We start from the raw sequence: 19,321 nt of genomic DNA, 5'->3' as shown, positions 1-19,321 counted from the left end.
GGGCAATGCCATGGCAAAATCAGAGGTAGACAAAGTAACAGAAGAGAAGATCGCAAGAGGGGGCGTGCTGGTAAAGTTCTACTTCGACATGCAGCACAAGGACAAGGAACAGCTGCAGCCTTTGATGACTGACCTTATCAACAACCACCTGATGAAGGAGAAGGGGGTGGTCTATTGCTATGGCGCCATAGAGGAGCCGCTGCAGCAGAAGGACGTCTATACCACCAGCGCCGTAATCACGGTTCTGTTTGAGAACTTTATGTCGATAATAAACATCGCATTCAACTATGCACCTGCGGGCATAGAGATACTAAAGCCGACAAAGGACCTGAGCTTCAAGATGGGCGAGCTGCAGAACATGCTCATGGACATGTCGCAGTTATCGGCCACGTATTCGAGGTTCATACTGGAGCGCGTGCTCAAGCCAGAGGAGATAGAGGCGATGAACACGAGCCTTGTGAACAGGGCCGAGATAGGCAAGCGTTTCCTGGAGAAGCGGAGCGACGACAATAAGAAGTGAGGCGTGCAGCCTCAAATCATGCTGCGCGTTGGATGTACGAGGTAGAGCGGCTCCGCTAGGGCATTAAGCAAACAAAAAAATTGGAGAAGAGAGCTTGCAAGTAAGGCGTTAGTAAGGGAATGTTCGCAGGTCGCGTGAGCTCCCTGCTTGCGCACCCCTCCTATCAAAGCCGTCGATTGCGGCCGCCCTAGTGCCTCGTTTCGGGTCTGGCTTCGTCCTTAGATGCTTTCAGGACTTATCCATTTGGCGCGTAGCTACCCTGCAATGCATTCACAACAGGTACACCAGTGGCGCCGATCCCCCGTTCCTCTCGTATTAAGGGGGTCTTATCCTCTGGCACTTACACCTCCAGTAGATACTACCGTACTGTCTCGCGACGTACTGAACGCAGCTCATGTGAGTTTTTAATGGGCGTACAGCCCAACCCTTGGCAGCTTGTGCACCACCAGGATAACCCAAGCCCATAACGATGTATCAATGCGCCAGGTCGATGTGAACTCTCGCCGGCGACGAATCGGTTACCTCTAGAGTAACTTGTCTGACAGCTTGGAGCCCCATTAAAAGAGCTACCAACGTTCGTTAAGCCCCTGTTTCCAGTCTGCGCACCACGCTTTTCAGTGCACAGTCAGCCCTGCATTTGCCTTTTTGCTTAGCGGCGAGTTTCCAACTCGCCTAAGCAGAGCTTTGGTCGCTTTCGTTTCCCTATCGAAAGTAACCGTCCAGTCTAACTACCCACCTGTAGCTGTCCCCTCTCGGGTAAGCTGTACGGAAAGCCAAAAGTGGTGTTACATTGTCGCTCCGCGCGCGCCGCAGCGCGCGCATCGACGCTCCCACTTACGCTATGTATGGCAAACCGGACAACAACAGCAGGCTGTAGTCAAGCTTCATAGAGTCTTCATTTCCCACTGGAGGATCGTGGCATATTCACCACGAAGTGAGTTCACCGGATCCATGGTTGGGACAGTGGAACAATCGTTACGCCCTTCATGCAAGTCACCTATTAAGTGACGAGGTATTACGCTACCTCAAGAGAGTCAGAGTTACTCCCGCTCTTTGCCAGCGCTTATCCCCCTTGAAAAGGGTGTTCACGTACTGGCGGTGAGCAGGCGTCACCCACTGTACTTAGCCTTTCGGCTTTGCGGTGAGTTGTGTTTTTGATAAACAGTCGTTGTTCCCTTGTCAGTGACATCTGCGCTTACTAGGCGCAGACATGGCTTGTCGAAAACTTACGCCACTATTTTGCCGAATTCCCTAACCATGGTTATTCCGACACACCTTGGCCTTTTAAGCCAGCAGCACCTGTACTGGTTCTAGGTACGGACTAACGTGATCGTTGCAGATTCCCTTTTCACGGGCCCAAGAAATCAGTCCAACAGTTCATTTAGCTGCTTCTCCTCATAACGAGACTCCACAGCCCTTTGCACTTTCTTGCGGACCTATCCCCAGGCGTCAGAAATCTGCCTTGTGTTGCCACACCTACACGTTAGGGGCTGGAATATTAACCAGCTTCCCTTTTGCGGCGAGGTGATTGGCCCGCCGCTTAGGATCGCCTAACTCTCCGCTGACAAGCGTTGCGAAGAAACCCGTGTGCTTACGGTGTATGGGATTCTCACCCATATATGCTATTACTAACACCAGGATGTTCACTGCGGCGCGGTCCACATGTGCTCTCGCGCATGCTTCCAGCCGCGCCGTACGCCCTCTTACCAGTGCTTTCGCACTCCAGGGTCTCGGTACCTAGTTTAGCCCCGTATATTTTCAGAAAGGAACGCCTCAACTGGTACGCTATTACGCGTTTTTTGAAGGATGGCTGCTTCTGAGCCTACCTCCCAGCTGTCTGTGGCGCTTCTCGCTTTCTTTGCACTTAACTAGGATTTGGGGACCTTAACCTTGGTCACTATCTTTGCAGTCTCGCGGTGCTAGCTTACCCAACACCGCCGACTCCCGGGGTCTACGCAGCGCATGCATTCGGAGTTTGACGGACAGGCGAGTCCTTCCGGACCCATACCCATCAATCGGTCGCTCTACCGCGTGCGCAAGCTCGCCCGGAGCTATCCTAAAGATACTTCAGAGGGGACCCGCTATTGCCACGCTCGAGTGGTATATCGCCGCTACCCGCGCCTCACCCAACAGGGCATGCCATGACAGGTTGCAGGCCTCCACCAGGCGTTAGCCTAGCTTCGCCTTGGGCGCGCGTAGTTCGCAGTGGCTTCGGGTCGTATGAGTGTGACTTGGGCATTTTCATACCTCGCGCCTCGCATGCTGCGCGCTCTCGCTTTCGCTACGCCTTACGGCTCGCCACATCCATACACTCCCTGGCTCTTGCTTCAAGAAGAATGGCATGACAATGGTTCTTGCGCCTCGCTAAGCCTTCTCAAGCTCGCGCTTCGGCGCACATCATTCCTTCCTCGCCATACCTTCGTGTCACCACCTAGTTTCAGATCTTTTCACTCCCACGCGTGTGGGTTCTTTTCAGCTTTCGCTCACGCTACTTGTTCGCTATCGGTCTATAGCCAATATTTAGGGTTGGGGTTTAATGCCCCCGTCTTCACTCCGCATACTCGAGCGGAATTACTCTCCGGCAGCAGGTCCATCGCACTTAGCCTACGAGGCTGTCACTCTCTATGGCCGCGCTTTCCAGCGCGCTCGGCTCATGTCCTGGATCGGCGCTGCCCCACATCTCCGCGCCTTTTGCAAAGCGGGATTCAGTTCGCCCTGTGCGGCTTTCATTCGCATTACTTACCGCATCGCTTTCGCTTTCTTTTCCTGCGGGTACTAAGATATTTCAGTTCCCCGCGTGTGCTCGCACATCGCTGTGCGCAATTCGGCAATCCCGGGTTCAAAGCCTGACTTGCGGCTACCCCGGGCTTATCGCAGCTTGCCACGGCCTTCATCGCTGCTATAGCCAAGCCATCCTCTAGGTGGCTTAAAAATTTTGCAAGCTTCTCTTCTCCTCGATTCAATCGCGCAAACGCACGATCACACAAGTGCAATAGCACAGCAGCACAGATAGAGCGCTCTAGATAGCAGGTGTATCTTCACAAAGCAAGCAAAACTAGCTTTCAAATACAGGAGCCACTGAGTGCTCAGGCTGCCATACCGACACCAGCAATATTTAGGGCGTGAAAGATTTATATAGGTTGCCATGTAACAGCATTAGCGGGTGTGCAGGTGGAGCAGCCTCAGGAGATATTGTGCCTTACCTGCGGCAGCCCCATGCAGACCATACAGGCCTGCCATCTCAGATGCCAGAACTGCGGCGCTGAGCTTACGTGCGGCGAGAAGGGTAGTATTTGGTAGCATTTACGGGATCGCGTTTCCGCATCGGCCTTCTTTACCGCACCCCCAAGCCGCTGGCTTTGCCATTTTGCTGCTGTTATATTGTTTGGTTACTGACTGTTCGACTGGCGGCATAGCAGAAATAGAGTATAATGCCCCTTTCAAAAAAATATGCCCTTTCGTTACTCTGTCTTTCAACGTTCTTCTATTTTTAAAGCTTTTGGTGGGGTTTTATATATTTCCTAAGAATTCTTATCGTAAGATGATATTATGGGGTCTAATGTAAAGAGTAAGGACACAAACAGCAGGCTGGAAGTTGCGAAGAATTCGAATACTGATGCTGGGACGTTAAAGGGATTAAGCAAGGATACAGATGAAGAGGTCAGATGGGGAGTTGCGGGGAATCCGAATACTGATGCGGAGACGCTGAGGGAATTGAGCAAGGACGAGGATCGATATGTCAGGTGGGAAATTGCGGAAAATCCGAATACTGATGCGGAGACGCTGAGGGAATTGAGCAAGGATGCTGATGAAGAGGTCAGAGAATGGGTTGCGAAGAATCCGAATACTGATGCGGAGACGCTGAGGGAATTGAGCAAGGATGCTGATGCAGATGTCAGAGACTGGGTTGCGGAAAATCCGAATACTGATGCTGAGACGTTAAAGGGATTGAGCAAGGACGAGGATCGATATGTCAGGTGGGAAATTGCGGGGAATCCGAATACTGATGCTGAGACGTTAAAGGGATTGAGCAAGGATGAGGATCGATATGTCAGGTGGGAAATTGCGGGGAATCCGAATACTGATGCGGAGACGCTGAGGGAATTGAGCAAGGATACAGATGAAGATGTCAGAGGAGGAGTTGCGAAGAATTCGAATACTGATGCTGAGACGTTAAAGGGATTGAGCAAGGATGAGGATCGATATGTCAGGTGGGAAATTGCGGGGAATCCGAATACTGATGCGGAGACGCTGAGGGAATTGAGCAAGGATACAGATGCAGATGCCAGGGAGAGAGCAACAATGAACCCCAACTTATATGTGCGTGGTTAATGATGCACACATTTCAGGCATGAAGATGCAAAAGCCTTTACCATCATTGACAATCTTCTGCAGCCTTCAGTTGCCTGATTTCCTGCCTGGCTTGCCAAGCATCGCTGAATTCACCGACTTTATCGCATCCTCAAGCACATCAAGGCCCTTGTCGATGTGCTGCACCGACATGGTAAGCGGCGGTATTATGCGTATTGTTGACTCGCCTGCAGGCAGCATTATCAGGCCGTTGCTAAATGCGTCTTCAAGCACCTTTTCGCGCTCCTTCACTGCGGGCTCCTTGCCTTTCTTGCTTCGCACCAGCTCGATGGCCAGCATCATGCCAATGCCTCGCGCATCGCCGACAAGCTCATAGCGGTCCCTCATCTGCTCCAGCCTCTTCATTATGCGATGGCCTTTGCTCTTCGCCATGGCCTCGAGCTTGCGCCTGTTGCGCTTGACGTGCTTCAGCAGCGCGTATGCCGCCGCAACAGATACCAGATTGCCGCCGAATGTGTTGGCGTGCGCTCCAGGAGGTATGTCGCCGAGGCTCTTCCTCACCATGGTAACACCCATCGGCAGCCCTCCTGCTATTGACTTCGCCATAGTGTATATGTCGGCTGTTACGCCGAAGTGGTCAAGGGCAAGGAACTTGCCGGTGCGCATGTATCCGCTCTGCACTTCGTCTGCGACTAGGAGCATGCCGTTGTCATAGGTAATTTTTCTAATTTCCTTGAAGTAGTCCTTAGGGGGCACTATGTAGCCGCCTTCACCCTGTATCGGCTCCACGAAGAACGCAGCCACTTCCTTGCCGCTTACCTCGTCCTTGAGTGGGTAGTTGCGTATGTAATCGACGCACGCGAACCCGCAGTCTGGGTAGGTCTGCTTGAACGGGCACCTGTAGCAATATGCGAACGGCACGTGTATCGTGTTCGAGAACGGGCCGAAGCCTGTCCTCTGAACTGCCTTGGATGCCGTAAGCGCCAGTGAGCCCTTGGTGCGACCGTGGAAGGCGCTGTAGAAAGCCATTATGTAGCTCCGCTTCGTGAACAGCTGCGCGAACTTTATCGCAGCCTCGTTGGCCTCCGTGCCGGAATTGCTTAGGAACATGCGCCCGAAGTCCCTAGGAAACATCTTGACGAGCTCCTCGCCGAACTTCACCGGCAGCTCTGCGTGATAGTCTGTAAACGCAGGGTGCATGAGCTTGCCGACCTGGTCGACTATAGCCCTCCGCACCTCGGCGTTGGCATTGACTCCGAAGTTATAGACGGATATGAAGGACGAGAAGTCGATGAACCTGTTGCCCTCCATGTCGTATATCAGGTCCCCATCGCCGTGGTCGGCAACGAAAGGATACGACTCCCGTGTAGTTGACAGGAATATCTTCCTATCACGCTCAATCAGCTTCCTTGTCCTGCCCGTTATTTTTATTGCCATTCGAATGCGCCGCGTTCTCACGATAAACAGAATAGTTTATGAGTGCTGCAAGCGACCTCGCCGCGGAGCTTGGCGAATCATAGACCGGAACTCCTGCACTTTCCATCATTATCTTGTGCGCTTCGGTGTAGCTACCGCCAGGGCTTACCACAACAAGGGGCTTCTTGCCCGTAGTGCCGTACTTGATCAGCTCGGCAACAACCCTTGAGTCCGCTCCTGGAGTTTGGAACAGCACAAGCGCCATTATGGCATCCACATTAGGGTCTTCTGCAAGCGTCTCTATTGCTATCCCGAACCTCTTGTCGTCCGCGTCTCCCGCAAGATCGAGAGGCAGGCGCACGTTGACTATAGGGGGCATGGCCTTGCGTAAGATGCGCTCCGACTCCTTGCTTATCTCCGCCATCTTCAGCGAGTTGTTATACAGTGCGTCAGTAGCAAGTACACCTATGCCGCCGCCATTTGTTATAATAGCAATCCTGTTCTTTGTCGTAAGCGGCTGTGTATCAAATATTTTTGCGAAGTACAGCAGGTCTTCCAGATTCTCGGCTTCGACGAACCCAAATTGCTTGAAAACGGCCCTGTAGGCCTCGACACTTCCGGCAAGTGACGCTGTATGGGAGTGGACGGCCTTTGAGCCCTCTTCAGTCGTGCCACCCTTTATTATTACAACGGGTTTCTTTGGCGTGGCCTTCCTCGCGACCTCTATGAACTCCTTGCCGCGCTTCACGCCCTCGAGATAGAATATTATCACCTTCGTGTCGTCGTCATTCGCAAGGTAGTTGAGTATATCGGCCTCGTCGACCACGGCTGCGTTGCCGTAGCTGATGAACTTAGCGAGCCCGAAGCCCTCGTGCGAGATCAGGTCGAGCACTACGCTGCCGACCGCGCCGCTCTGCGAGACGAAGCTGACGCCGCCTATCTGGGGCTTGTCAATCTTGAAAGTAGGGAGGAAGAGAGTGTCGATCCTTGACTTCAAGTCCATGACCCCGAGACAGTTGGGGCCCAGCACAGGCATGGAGTACTTATGTGCAACCTTAGCCAGTTGCTCCTGGAGGGCCGTCTCGCCTATCTCTGCGAAGCCGCCGCTTACTACAACTGCGGTCCTGGTCTTGGCCTTGCCGCACTCCTCGAGTACGCTTGGAACCGCGGGCGCAGGCACTGCAATCACCGCCAGGTCTATCTTCTCCTTAATGTCAAGCACGCTTCTGTACGACTTGAATCCCAGTATAGGGCCCTCAGCCTTTATGTTGACAGGATAGAGCTTGCCTGAATAGCCGACGTTTATGTAGTTCTGCATTATGACATGCCCAACCTTCTCGGGATTTGCAGATGCGCCTATTATCGCAACACTCTTCGGTTGGAGCATCGGATTCAGGTCAGCATATTTCGTTGCCATAAGCACACGCTTCATTCTTCTATTACCCTCAAATCAACCGCGTCGTACGTACCACCGTGCAGTATTATGGGGTTTAGGTCAAGCTCGCTTATTGCCTTTTCCTTGATGAGCAAGCCTGACACATTGAGTAGAAGGTCGGAAATCATCTTCTTTGTTTTTGGATCTGGCGCAACTATGGCACGCGAACGCAACTGGTCTATCATTGAGTCTGCGTCATAGCGCGTTATTGGGCAGACGCGGAGCGCGAAGTCCTTGAACGTCTCAACGTATATGCCCCCGAGGCCAAGGAGGATCATCTTGCCGAACTGAAGATCGGTATTCCCGCCAACTATTATTTCTAGGCCGCCAGTTACCATTTTCTGCGCCAGGATCTTGTACGGCTTGAGGCTGCGCGCCTTCTTCTCAAGCTCGGCATATGCTGAGCGTACGTCGCGCTCTGTGGAAAGGTCGAGCTTCACGAGGCCGTTCTTGCTCTTGTGCAGCGCCTTGTCGGAGATGACCTTCAGGACTATGGGCTTGCTAGAAGCAAACCCAACTGCATCGTCGGGGCTGCCTACGTACTTTGCGTCAAGAGCCCTTATACTGTGCCGATGCAGCATCGCGTATGCATTCATGTATTCCAGAAGCTTGCCCATCAGACCACTAAGGCTATATTATGCCGCGCTGCACAAGCACTACGAAGATTACGATTATCACTATTACAGCAACTAAGATCGTGAGCTTCTTGCTCCTCTTCAGCTTCGAGGCCTTGATTTCTTTCTGCAACTCTGCAATTCCGTTTCCAGGTTGAGGCTGGGTTTCCTGGGCCTGCATCTGCTGCATGCTTAAATCCTGCGCCTGGGCTGATTGCGTCGCCATAGGCTGCACCGGGGCTGCCATGGGTTGCACCTGCTGCGCTTGTGCTGGCGATGGTGACGGGGCACCCTGCTGCGGCATGGCGGCCATAGGCGTTGCAGGCGCCTGTACTGGCATGCCAGTCTTCACCTGGATGAAACCCTTCTCAGTAAGCATCATGTTGACCGAGCCGTTGCGTATGTCGGCTGTGATGTACTGCTGTTCTACGAGCTTATTGAGGTGCATTGCCAGGTCTCTGGGCCTTATGTTGGTCACACCCGCAAGGTCGACAAGCGTGCGCTTCCCGCCTGACAGTTGCGTAAGCATCGATAGGTCGAGCTGGTCGAACTGGGTCTGGGCCTTGCTTGCAGCATCTGCAATGAGCTGCTTGCCGGCATCTGTGACAGTTATGGCATTTTGGCCTGGCACCATCGTTGTGAAATCTATCAGGCCCTTCACCTTGAGCGTGCCAAGTATGTTCTGGGCATCGAAGAACGATGAATTTATCAGGCTTCCGAACTTCTCAACTACAGTATTGCCGGTTATCTTCTCAAGGGCCAATAAATCGAGGAACGTTATTTCATCTGGCATTGAATCTGCTCGCCGGTCAGCAGTGCGGCATAGATTATTGAATACCAATGTTTTTATAGGTAAGTGGAAAAACGAGTGTGAGATGCAAGCGACAGAGCCGCAAGGCCAAGAATCCGATTGATTATGATGAAAATACGATTTTTTGGAGGCGCACATGAGGTTGGGCGCTCCGCCATACTGATAGAGGACGAGCGCAATATAATGCTCGACTACGGACTGAAGATAGACCATGAAACTGAGTTCCCAATAGGCAGCCCCAAGGTCGATCTTGCGGTAGTATCGCATGCCCATCTCGACCACAGCGGGTGCATGCCGGCACTATACAACGAGGCTTCCATACCAACGTTCGGCACGCGGCCGACGCTGAGGCTCGCTGGGCTTCTGCTCGAGGATTCGCTTAAGCTCTCGCACAGGAACCACACCAGGCTGAACTACCACAAGAAGCAGCTCGGCACATTCAACAGCAGGTATGTCGCGATTGACTACGGCAGCCGCGCGAGCTTCGGGAACTACGACATAACGCTCAGCGATGCGGGACACATAAGTGGCAGCGCGGTGACGCTTGTGGAGCGCATGAAGGGCAGGGACAACAGGCGCATAGTATACACTGGCGACTTCAAACTGCAACCGCAGCTGCTGCACACAGGAGCCAAGATCGTGAAAGGCGACACGCTCATCATAGAGTCTACATATGCCACAAGGGAGCATCCAGACAGGCAGAAGCTCATTAAAGGCTTTATCGAGGGTATTAAGGAAACGCTCGACAATAGAGGTACCGCACTTGTGCCAAGCTTCGCGGTCGGCAGGGCGCAGGAATTGCTGGCGATCCTGCAGCAGGGCGGCCTTGCTGAACGTACGTACGTGGATGGAATGGCCCGCGAGGCCACGCGCATAGTCATGGCGCACAGCACCTACATAAACAACGCGAAGCTGCTCGGCGAAGCTGTCAATAGCTCCACATTCATAGACGGCCCAGGCGACAGGAAGGGCATACTCGACGGCCCCGCCGTAATACTCACGCCAGCTGGCATGCTCAACGGCGGACCTGCACTTGAATACATAACCAAGCTCAACAGAAACTCGCGCATCTTCATCACAGGCTATCAGGTCGATGGCACGAACGGCAGGAACCTGGTCAACACCGGCAGGATAGACGTAGACGGGGAGAGGCGCAAGATAGGCATACCAGTAAGCGTGTACGACTTCTCTGCGCATGCAGGCAAGTCCGACCTCTACAAGTACGTCAGGGAATGCGCACCTAACACTGTCATATGCGTGCATGGCGATCCTGCAAACACCGAGGCATTCGCGGAGGAGCTGAAGGGCGAAGGCTTCGATGCCTACGCACCAAAGGTGGGTGACAGCATAGAGCTTGCAGGCTAACGCAAAACGCTAATAACCTGAGTTGCATTGCCTTATCGATGAGGATAATAGCGATTTCGCTCGGAGGGAGCATAATACATCCAGAGGGCGGTTTCAACATAAGCTACGTGAAGCGCTTCTGCGAAATCATAAAGAGAGAGCGCGGCACAAAATTCGCAATAGCCGTAGGCGGCGGCCACGCGGCAAGAACAGCAATCAATGCTGTCAGCGGAGAAATAAAAAACAAATTGCTGCTTGACGAAATAGGCATAGCGATGACGAGGACGAACGCAACCGCGCTGAAGAACGTCATGCTCGAGCAAGGGATGGATGTTGCGCCGCTGGTACCGGCAACGCTCGACGAATTCAAGGCCCTGCATGCACGCCACAGGATAACGGTCTTCGGGGGTTTCGTGGAGGGCGTGACGACCGATGCAGACGCAATGCTCGGGGCTGAGGCAGCTGGCGCCAAGACGCTTATCAACATTGGCATGACGGCCTACGTGTATGATAGGAACCCGAAGGAGCGCGGGGCCATTGCGCTAAAGAGGCTCAGCCACGACGAAATGGTGCGCTTGGCCGAGAAGTTCGACAGGCGTGAGGTAAAGAGCGACTTTGTTTTCGATGTCGTTGCATCGCTGCTCGCCGCAAGATCGAAGGTGAAGGTGCTGTTCGTCGGGCCAGACATTAAGGACTTCGAGGCGGCGCTGCGCGGCAGGCAGCACAGGGGAACCACCGTGGAATGAGCAGCTCAGCACAACCTGTGAAGTATCAGTCGTCTTTCAGCAGCCTTTCCAGCTTGGTTGAATTGCCCCGCATTACGTCCAGGAAATCCAGGCCGTAGCGCTTATAGACACCATGGATTGCGACATTGCCGACGAACTCCCCTTTTATACCGAGCTTTTTGTAGATGCGCTTCAGCTGCGCATTTGAGGGTGCCTCAATCTCCACGTAAAGAGGGATCTTCGGCCACTTGTCTAAGGTGATGTACGCGCCGTCAAGCTCGTATGCCTCGCGGCTGTTCTCAAAGTATATGCATTCCCGTTTAGCAAGCCTGCCCATTATCTTAACAGTCTCGGCGAAGTCTGCTGTCTTGACCTCGTGTTCTATCATCGGCTCGAAGCCGCCATTCTTGCGCATCTGCTTGAACGTGAGCGTTGTTTCATTTCCGTCGGTCCTTACCCGCACCCATGAATGGGCGGAGCCCAGCCTGCCGTCCAAGGCGAATTCCATGCGCCGGAACACGTGGTTGCCGACATGCCTGGCACCCAGCTCCTTCAGCCTGCTGAGGACCTGGCTCCGTTCTACATTGAGGATGGTTATCTCGTGTCGTCAGCCATTGCATCACTTCAGACGATGTCAAGTGCGGCAGCCATGAATGGCAGTATTATAGTGGCGTCGCCGTCTATCGTGGTATACTTGGCCTTCTCCTTTATCTTGCCCCACGACACGGCCTCTGTCAGCCTGGCTCCCGATAGCGAGCCGTCGTACTGTGTTGCAGTGGTTATGTAGACAGCATAGTCGAGGCCGCCCTTGAACTGGTTCCACCATATGACATGGTGCTTGCTTATGCCGCCTCCCATCATCAGCGCGCCAGTAACCTTGTTGTCGAACGATATGTTGCTCAGCTCCAGCTCGTCCTTTATCACATTCAGCTTGAAGTCGTGGTCCTGCGCAAAAATCGCGAGCTGGGTGCCGAAAGCGCCATCCACTATGCCAGGATTGAAGATCTTGACATTGTGCAGGTAGGCCTGGCGCAGTATAGAGTGCTCATCCGTGATGCGCTTCCCGAACTCGTTTATCAGCTCGCTGGGGCTGTACTCGCCCTTATAGTCCTTTGACGCATATATGTCGTCCATTACCTTCCTGAACGAGTCCTCTAGCATCTTGCCGTATTCCTTGTTCTCTATGAATACATTTCCAAGCCTGTATATCCCCATTGAGTGCAGCTTCGTGTCGTCGACATTGAATGTTCCTACGCTGTACTTACCCCCGAACGCCCTGGCTATGTCATGATCGAGTGTGCCGCAAGTCGTGATTATGGCGTCGAAATGTTTCACCATGCCGGCAAGCACGCCCCTGAGGCCTGTTGAGACTATGTCGGCCGGGAACGAAAGGAAGTTGTACGAGTCTTTATCTTTCAGCATCGCATCAAGTATGTGTATGCCGTCGATCATGTGCTGGCCAGAGAAGCCTCCCATTTTCTCCATTGCAGCGATGAGCTCCGACACCCGCATGCCCTTCTTGAGCCGTATGTCCTTCACGCCCTCCGCCAGGAGGGCCTTCTTCCCTAAATCACCGTTAGATTTTGCCATTCCAGCACCTTGATGGAAAACACGCGATTGCTCATAGAGAGTCTAACCTTTTATATTTTTACTTGAAAAGAAAAACAGGCGAACAGGCAGGTAATCTTATGGCAGCTAGCGTTGACGATGAGGACATCCTTAGATTCATAGAGAGCGCGAAACCGAAGATATATGTGGTTGGAACCGGAGGGAGCGGAAGCAACACGGTCACGAGGCTGGCCTCGCTAGGCCTTGACGGAGCAACATTGATTGCAATGAACACAGATGCGCCGCACCTCATAAAGACGAGCGCTGAGCGCAAGCTGCTTCTCGGCAAAAAGGTCACGAAGGGCCTTGGGGCAGGCAGCGACATCAAGGTCGGCGAAGAAGCAGCCTTGGAGAGCAAGGAGGAGATAAGGCACATGCTGGGCGATGCGAACCTTGTTTTCGTGACGTGTGGGCTAGGCGGTGGAACCGGAACCGGATCCGTTTCAACGATAGCGCACGAGGCAAAGGAGGCCGGCGCGCTGACAGTGGCAATAGTGACGCTGCCGTTCTCCAGCGAAGGCAAGACGCGCATGAAGAACGCACTCGAGGGCCTCGGCAAGCTGAGGAAGGTTGCTGATACTGTGATAATAATACACAACGATAAGCTGCTTTCGGTAGCGCCTGACTTGCCGCTCAACATGGCATTCAGGGTATCTGACGAGGTATTGGCGAGCGCTACGAAGGGCATAGTTGAGATGGTGACGAAGCCGGGCATGGTCAACATAGACTTCGCTGACCTGCGCGCTGTGCTGCGCGATTCGGGCTATGCAGTAATAGGCACCGGAGAGGGCGCTGCAACAGCGAACGATGGCAAGCGCGCGCTGATAGCGCTCGACAACGCAATAAAGAGCCCGATGCTCGATGCCGATTTCGGCAATGCGAAGAAGGCGCTCATCAACATAATAGGAGGCGAGAGCCTAACGCTCAGAGAGGCAGAATCCGTATTCCAGGACGTGGCCGGGCGCATAAGTCCTGATGCGATGCTCAAGTGGGGTGCGCGCATAGATCCAGACATGCAGAAGGACGTGCTGCGTGTCATGATAGTAGTGAGCGGCGTGGAGTTCCCCGAATACACAGAAGCAGGCATACAGAGGAAGGTAACCGAGCTGAAGGAGCTTGATCTAGATGAGGTCTTCGAGAAGAACCGGGAAGCGTGATCCTTTCGACCCGTCCATGTTCCCTCATGGTGTAGAAGCAACGGGAAGCGCAATAATCGAGAACGAACATAGAGAGATACTGCTTGTTAGGGACGCAAAGTGGAAAAACAAATGGGTCATGCCGGGCGGGCACATAGAGCCCGGCGAAACCATAATGGATGCAATGGCAAGGGAGGGAAAGGAGGAACAGAAATGGATCTCAAACCAGTTGCCATAGTGACGTGGGCGAGCTGATAAACTCAAAGGACTTCCACCGGCCAGCACATTTCATTTATTTTGACGTTTATTGCAAGGTGACGGGGGGGAAATTGAGGCTGCATGAAGCGCTGGACGCCTACAGATGGGTAAAGCCGTCCGATGCGCTGAAGATGGACATTGGCGAGAGCTATGGCAAGGTGTTGAAAGAATTCATAAGGTACAAGAAAATGAATGGATGAAAGCTCAAGCTTTCGGCTTCGGGGCGGCCGTGCTCGCTTCTGCGGGCTTCTCCCTCTTCACTTGCGCCGTTGCCTTTACCTCCTTCTTCAGCTTCCTGTGCAATATTATGTCGTACTTGTAGCATCTGCTTGAGCAGTAGTAGTTTATCTTGCCTGTGCGGAATACGTACATCATGCCCCCGTCTCTCGGCAGATCGCTTCCGCAATAAGAGCACTTCACGCAATCACTACTTTACCTTTATTTCCCTGGCCTCCCTGCTGGTGTCTGGCAGCCTCACTACGTCGCCCTTCTTGACCGGACCTATAAGATTGCGCCTTATTATGCGGCCTGTATCGCCGCCCTCCAGGATCCTGCATGCAACTGAGTACACCTCGCCGTACATTCCGGTCTTTACCTTCTTGTTCACGTCGACTATCTCCGCCAGAAAGCCGGCCAGTTGCTGCGCTGCTGGCTTCTGCGGCGTAGCCGGACTTTGAGGTGACTCTGCAGCCATGATTCATCACGAATTGATGTCTATTATTGCTTGGCCTGCTGCGACGGCTCAGCCTGCGCTGGCGCAGGCTGCTGCGCCTCGGCACGCTCACCGGGTTTCTGCTCCTGCTTCTTTGCATGGGGCTTGGCCTCCTTTGGCTTCGGCTGCGCTGCCGGCGTCTGAGGCGCCTGAGATTGCGCCTTCTGCGAGGTGCCTGTGACTCTCGCTATGACGTCCTTTATGGCGGACGCGCCTCCACCCTGGCTCTCTATGGCAACTGCCGCGCACTGCACGCCCAGGCCTATCGCCTTGCCGAGCTCGAGCTTGCTTGGAACGTACGAGAAGGGTATCTTCTTCTGCTCGCAGAGCATAGGCAGGTGCATTATTACCTCCTCGGGCTCCACGTCCTCGGCCAGCACAACGAAGCTGGCGAGCCCGCGCTCCACGCTCTTCGTGGCTTCATTCACACCCTTCCTTATCTTGCCGCCTTGCTTGGCTAGCTGGAGGGCCTCGTACGTCTTGTCTGCGACTTCTTTAGATACTTCGAATTTCACGTAGGATTTTGCCATCGGAAACACCTTGGTTTTAGCCTCATCGGTATTTTCATTCCCTGTAAGGAGAAACCTGTGATAATTCCCAGTTAAGCTATTTAAACGTTCGCTAGTCCATAGCTTTGTTCAAGAAATCAATTCTGCTCATAAAATGACTTTATGAGCTACGTTATGAGCAAACCGTTAGTCCATGAACTGCGCTGGCGTTGGCGGCTCAGGGCTCTGCCCCTTGCGTTCGCGTATCTCGCGGACTATCTTGTTCTGCAGGTCCGTGGGCAGGCGTTCGTAGCCAGCGAATGCCGTGTACCATATGGCCCTGCCTTGCGTCAGGCCGCGGAGGTCGTTCGAGAAACCCTTCAGCGTCTCTGCAACAGGCATCTTCGCAGTTATCGAGACCTGCTCGCGGTCCTGCGTTATGCTTGCAACCTGGCCGCGCTTGCTCTGGATGAACGTTATAACATTGGAAATGTACTCCTGTGGTATGTTTATCGTGAAGTCCTGTTTGGGCTCCAGGAGGGTCACGCCGGCCGTGAGCATGCCTGCATATATCGCGTTCCTTATAGCAGGTATTATCTGCGCAGGCCCCCTGTGCACGGGATCCTCGTGTATGGTTGCGTCTACCACGCTGACCAGCACGCCTGAGCATTTCTCCCTTGCCAACGGGCCGTCCTTGACGGCCTCGTCGAAGCCGTCTATCAAGAGCTCCATGACCTCGTTCATATACTGGACGCCGTGCGTCGTGTCTGCGAGCATGCACTTGTTGGATATCTCCTCAACGTTCTTGGCTATCTGCCTGTCCAGCCCTGCTGTGACCATCGCCTCTATGGCGTTTTGGCCTTTGGGCTTGCCCTCGCGTATGGAGCCCTCGTCTATCGCCTTCTGTACGCCTTCTGACAGCGGCTCGACAGTAACATAGAACCTGGAGTGCCTGTTCGGGGTCTTGCCCTCTATCGGGCCTGCTTTGGAGTTTATCGTTTCCCTGTATATCACGATCGGCGGGCTCGTTATGACCGGAATCTTGAAATCGTCCCTGAGCTTCGTCTCTATTATCTCGAGGTGCAGCTCTCCCATGCCGCTGACCAGATGCTCTCCGGTTTCCTGATTTATCTCGGTCACTATCGTTGGGTCTTCCTTGGAGAGCTCGCGCAGCGCCTCTATGAGCTTCGTGGTGTCGCGCGTGTCTTTGGCTTCCACCGCCTTCGTCACAACGGGCTTAGAGTAGTGCGTTATCTGCTCGAACGGCTCTATGATGTTGGTGCTTATCGTGTCGCCTATGTTGACGTCCTTGAGGCCTATGAGCGCTACTATGTTGCCAGCGGGTATCTGCTCCACCGGAACGCGCTCCGCCGCCATGTATATGCCGACCTGCTGGAGCCTTTGCGTCCCAGGGTTGCCTGACACGTGCAGCTCTATGCCCTTCTTTGCCACGCCTGAGAATATGCGTCCTACCGGCACGTCGCCGCTGTGTGGATCATAAACTATGTTGAACACAACGACGTTTGTTCCGGCAGATGCATCGGTGTTGAGCATCGCCTGGCCGTCAGGGCTGTTGAGATCGCCATGCCATATCTGGGGTATGCGATACTTCTGCGCCACCTGCGGGCTTGGCAGGTGGTCTATTATCATTGTGAGCACAGCCTCGTCTATCGGGGCGACTTCCTGCAGCTTCTTCTCGTCCTGCGCGGCAGTGAGCGCAAATATGTCCTTGAACGTGGTCTTGTACTTGTCCATTATCGGCTTTGATATGGCCCATTTCTTGTACGCCGAGCCCATCGCTACGCTACCGTTCTCAACGCTGACCTTCCAGTCCTTCACGAACTCCTCCGGGGCGTAACGGTCTATCATTTTGTTTATGTCGTCTATGAGCTTCAGCAGGCGCTCGAATGTCTGCTCCTGCGTGAGCCTGAGCTCGTTGAGCAGCCTGTCGACCTTGTTTATGAACAGCACGGGCTTCGCCTTCTCCTTGAGGGCCTGCCTCAGCACCGTCTCGGTCTGGGGCATCACACCCTCGACAGGATCGACGACAAGCACTACGCCGTCAACAGCGCGCATGGATCTGGTGACGTGACCACCGAAGTCGACGTGGCCTGGCGTGTCTATCAGGTTGATTATGTAGTCCATGCCCTTGTAGTCAAAGCCGAGGGATATGTTGGCGGACTTGATGGTCATGCGCCTGTCCTTCTCTATGGCCTCGTAGTTTGTGTACAGGGCCTCTCCTGCAACCGTCTTGGATATGAGACCCGCGCGCGCCAACAATGAATCGGTAAGGGTGGTCTTGCCGTGGTGGACATGGGCTATTATCGCAACGTTCCTTATACGCTCTATGGCGTGCATTATCTTAGCGATTTCCTCTACAACGTATTCCTTTCTTACCATGAGAGCACCTCACTTTGCGCTCCTTGCCATGCGCTCTATCTCGTTCTTGCGCTTGATCGCATAGCTGTTAACGTCATTCTTCGATGCTAGGATAAGCTCGTTGGCCAATGCCTGAGAGATGCTGCGCTTGTTGGAGAAAGCGCCGATTATTGCTGCAGTGGCTATGTTCCTGAGCGCCGTGTCGAGCCTGCGGCTCGCGCTTATGTCTACAGGTATGTTCGATATTGTGCCGCCCTGCCTTATCCGGGTGGTGTCTTCTATTGGTGCGCTGTTCTCGAGCGCATTGATGAACACCTGAACGGGATTGCTGCCTGTCTGCGCATGCACTGCGTCGAACGCCTTCTCTATTATGTGCATGACCTTGAGCTTCTTGCCCTGAAGCCTGCCCTTTGTGCGTATGACGTGCCCGCCTATCTTCTTGCCGGTGCCTCCGCGCATCAGTGCATTCTCCAGCCTCTCAATTATGTTTATGTTGGCCTTCGAGAACTTCTTGTCGCTCGTGCGCCTGTAGCTCGCAGGATAGGCCGCAGGCCTCAGGCTTACGTAACTTTTTATACTCTGGTCTGATACGGCAACGTCGTAGCTGTACTTTTCGAAAAGCAGCGAAAGGTCCATGCCGTCGCGGTGCTCTGGCAGGGGCGCTGTCTTGGCCTGCGGACGGCGCTTTTTCGGCGCGGCAACGCTGCCGGTAAGTGCATTGCTTGGTTGCGCACCAGCGATTGCCTCCTGAGCTTCCTTCTCCATGATCGTCATCTCTTCGGCTTCTCCTGCTTGCCCTTCACTATCTGCACCGCATTGGCGCCGTTAATCTCGACTACCTTGTACTTCATGCCAGGTATGCATCCCATCTGGCCTCTCTGAGAGCCTCCAAGGCCCTCTATCGTGACCTCGTCGTGCTCGTCTATGTAGTTTATGGTGCCGTCGCCAGGCACGAAAGCCCCAACGACCTTCCCGTTCTTGATGAGCTGCACGCGCACGCACTTTATCTGCCCGGAGTGCGGCTGCTTCTGCTCGACAGCAAACTTCTGCAGCACAAGGCCGGTCGCCCTTGGCACTGTGCCCATAGGATCGTACTTCTGCTTCAGCTTGAGCCTCCTCCGCTTTAGCCACTTCTTCAGGAGGCGCTGGTGCCTCCGCTCCCTCAGGAGCTTCCTTGCTGCGAATTCACCGTTAGGCAAAATATCACCATCATTGCTTTGCTGTATGTTGAACGTAATTTTCCTCGAGTATCTTCGAGTTGCCCTGCTCTGATATGGACAGCACGGAGACGCTGTAGGGTTTGCCGCACACCGCCCCGAGTTCCATTGAGTTGCCCGGAAATACAATCACGCTTATGCCTGCCACTTTGGCCAGGTGCGATATGTCGTTTGCTGTCTGGGGCTTGTTCTTCTCTGCCAGGACTATGAGCTTGGCGCTATTGTCCTTTATCGAGTCTATGACCTTGTTGACGCCCATGGCTGTGACTCCGCTGTCGACTGCGAGCCGTATGTCGCTTGCCAAGTCTGCCATTTAGGGCACCGTAAAATCCGAGCATTAGGCCAGA

Annotated in this window: 18 protein-coding genes, 1 rRNA gene and 1 pseudogene; 6 read left to right on the top strand and 14 right to left on the bottom strand. The window is 53.8% G+C overall.

Annotated elements, in window-relative coordinates:
- Window positions 1-10: 10 nt before the first annotated feature.
- Window positions 11-520 (top strand): hypothetical protein, encoded by a 510-nt coding sequence (locus tag M1158_00520; GenBank protein ID MCL5099596.1) that lies wholly within the window; start codon window positions 11-13, stop codon window positions 518-520.
- 90 nt (window positions 521-610) lie between these two features.
- Here M1158_00520 and M1158_00515 read toward each other — a convergent pair.
- Window positions 611-3,465: ribosomal RNA gene (locus M1158_00515) — 23S ribosomal RNA — on the bottom strand.
- 604 nt (window positions 3,466-4,069) lie between these two features.
- Here M1158_00515 and M1158_00510 point away from each other — a divergent pair.
- On the top strand, window positions 4,070-4,852 hold the full coding sequence (locus M1158_00510; GenBank protein MCL5099595.1) for a HEAT repeat domain-containing protein: 783 nt from the start codon (window positions 4,070-4,072) through the stop codon (window positions 4,850-4,852).
- Between the two features lie 66 nt (window positions 4,853-4,918).
- Here M1158_00510 and M1158_00505 read toward each other — a convergent pair whose 3' ends face one another.
- From M1158_00505 to M1158_00490, 4 genes are read right to left on the bottom strand one after another with little or no spacing between them, the layout of a single operon-like run.
- A complete protein-coding gene (locus M1158_00505) occupies window positions 4,919-6,268 on the bottom strand; it encodes an aminotransferase class III-fold pyridoxal phosphate-dependent enzyme (protein MCL5099594.1) in 1,350 nt (449 codons plus the stop codon).
- Window positions 6,228-7,664, bottom strand: a complete 1,437-nt coding sequence (locus tag M1158_00500; GenBank protein MCL5099593.1) for an acetate--CoA ligase family protein — start codon at window positions 7,662-7,664, stop codon at window positions 6,228-6,230. The genes M1158_00505 and M1158_00500 overlap by 41 nt, the downstream gene beginning before the upstream one ends.
- Window positions 7,665-7,675: 11 nt before the next feature.
- Window positions 7,676-8,299, bottom strand: a complete 624-nt coding sequence (locus M1158_00495) for an acetate--CoA ligase family protein (GenBank protein ID MCL5099592.1) — start codon at window positions 8,297-8,299, stop codon at window positions 7,676-7,678.
- Between the two features lie 13 nt (window positions 8,300-8,312).
- A complete protein-coding gene (locus tag M1158_00490) occupies window positions 8,313-9,089 on the bottom strand; it encodes a hypothetical protein (protein ID MCL5099591.1) in 777 nt (258 codons plus the stop codon).
- A 126-nt stretch (window positions 9,090-9,215) separates the two neighbouring features.
- On the opposite strand from M1158_00490, the gene M1158_00485 reads away from it, so the two are divergent.
- Window positions 9,216-10,472, top strand: coding sequence for an MBL fold metallo-hydrolase (locus M1158_00485; GenBank protein ID MCL5099590.1), 1,257 nt, complete (start codon window positions 9,216-9,218; stop codon window positions 10,470-10,472).
- A gap of 38 nt (window positions 10,473-10,510) precedes the next feature.
- On the top strand, window positions 10,511-11,197 hold the full coding sequence (locus tag M1158_00480; protein ID MCL5099589.1) for a hypothetical protein: 687 nt from the start codon (window positions 10,511-10,513) through the stop codon (window positions 11,195-11,197).
- A gap of 25 nt (window positions 11,198-11,222) precedes the next feature.
- Here the strand turns inward: M1158_00480 and M1158_00475 are convergent, their stop codons facing one another.
- Window positions 11,223-11,684: a CYTH domain-containing protein gene (locus M1158_00475; protein ID MCL5099588.1), complete on the bottom strand. Its 462-nt coding sequence runs from the start codon at window positions 11,682-11,684 to the stop codon at window positions 11,223-11,225.
- A 116-nt stretch (window positions 11,685-11,800) separates the two neighbouring features.
- Window positions 11,801-12,766, bottom strand: a complete 966-nt coding sequence (locus M1158_00470; protein MCL5099587.1) for a deoxyhypusine synthase — start codon at window positions 12,764-12,766, stop codon at window positions 11,801-11,803.
- 98 nt (window positions 12,767-12,864) lie between these two features.
- On the opposite strand from M1158_00470, the gene ftsZ reads away from it, so the two are divergent.
- Both ftsZ and M1158_00460 read left to right on the top strand, forming a co-directional pair.
- The gene (gene ftsZ / locus M1158_00465) at window positions 12,865-13,941 is read left to right on the top strand and encodes a cell division protein FtsZ (GenBank protein ID MCL5099586.1); all 1,077 of its coding nucleotides are present in this window, start codon (window positions 12,865-12,867) and stop codon (window positions 13,939-13,941) included.
- Window positions 13,910-14,158 (top strand): NUDIX hydrolase, encoded by a 249-nt coding sequence (locus tag M1158_00460; GenBank protein ID MCL5099585.1) that lies wholly within the window; start codon window positions 13,910-13,912, stop codon window positions 14,156-14,158. The genes ftsZ and M1158_00460 overlap by 32 nt, the downstream gene beginning before the upstream one ends.
- 224 nt (window positions 14,159-14,382) lie before the next feature.
- Here the strand turns inward: M1158_00460 and M1158_00455 are convergent, their stop codons facing one another.
- From M1158_00455 to M1158_00425, 7 genes and pseudogenes are all read right to left on the bottom strand, one after another.
- A complete protein-coding gene (locus M1158_00455; protein ID MCL5099584.1) occupies window positions 14,383-14,598 on the bottom strand; it encodes a 50S ribosomal protein L24e in 216 nt (71 codons plus the stop codon).
- A gap of 7 nt (window positions 14,599-14,605) precedes the next feature.
- Window positions 14,606-14,872, bottom strand: a complete 267-nt coding sequence (gene rps28e / locus M1158_00450; protein ID MCL5099583.1) for a 30S ribosomal protein S28e — start codon at window positions 14,870-14,872, stop codon at window positions 14,606-14,608.
- A 248-nt stretch (window positions 14,873-15,120) separates the two neighbouring features.
- Window positions 15,121-15,420, bottom strand: a pseudogene (gene rpl7ae / locus M1158_00445) (50S ribosomal protein L7Ae).
- A gap of 165 nt (window positions 15,421-15,585) precedes the next feature.
- Complete coding sequence (locus tag M1158_00440; GenBank protein ID MCL5099582.1) at window positions 15,586-17,778, bottom strand: elongation factor EF-2; 2,193 nt, start codon at window positions 17,776-17,778, stop codon at window positions 15,586-15,588.
- 9 nt (window positions 17,779-17,787) lie between these two features.
- On the bottom strand, window positions 17,788-18,522 hold the full coding sequence (gene rpsG, locus M1158_00435; protein ID MCL5099581.1) for a 30S ribosomal protein S7: 735 nt from the start codon (window positions 18,520-18,522) through the stop codon (window positions 17,788-17,790).
- Window positions 18,523-18,527: 5 nt separating this feature from the next.
- Entirely contained in the window at window positions 18,528-18,956 is a 429-nt protein-coding gene (locus tag M1158_00430; GenBank protein ID MCL5099580.1) for a 30S ribosomal protein S12, read from the bottom strand.
- Between the two features lie 10 nt (window positions 18,957-18,966).
- Window positions 18,967-19,287, bottom strand: a complete 321-nt coding sequence (locus tag M1158_00425) for a 50S ribosomal protein L30e (protein MCL5099579.1) — start codon at window positions 19,285-19,287, stop codon at window positions 18,967-18,969.
- Window positions 19,288-19,321: the final 34 nt, after the last annotated feature.

The organism is Candidatus Marsarchaeota archaeon (assembly GCA_023473665.1).
Taxonomy (GTDB): domain Archaea; phylum Micrarchaeota; class Micrarchaeia; order Micrarchaeales; family Micrarchaeaceae; genus JAMCYM01.
Note: the sequence above shows the minus strand (reverse complement) of the source record. Positions and strands in the feature narration are given on the sequence as shown.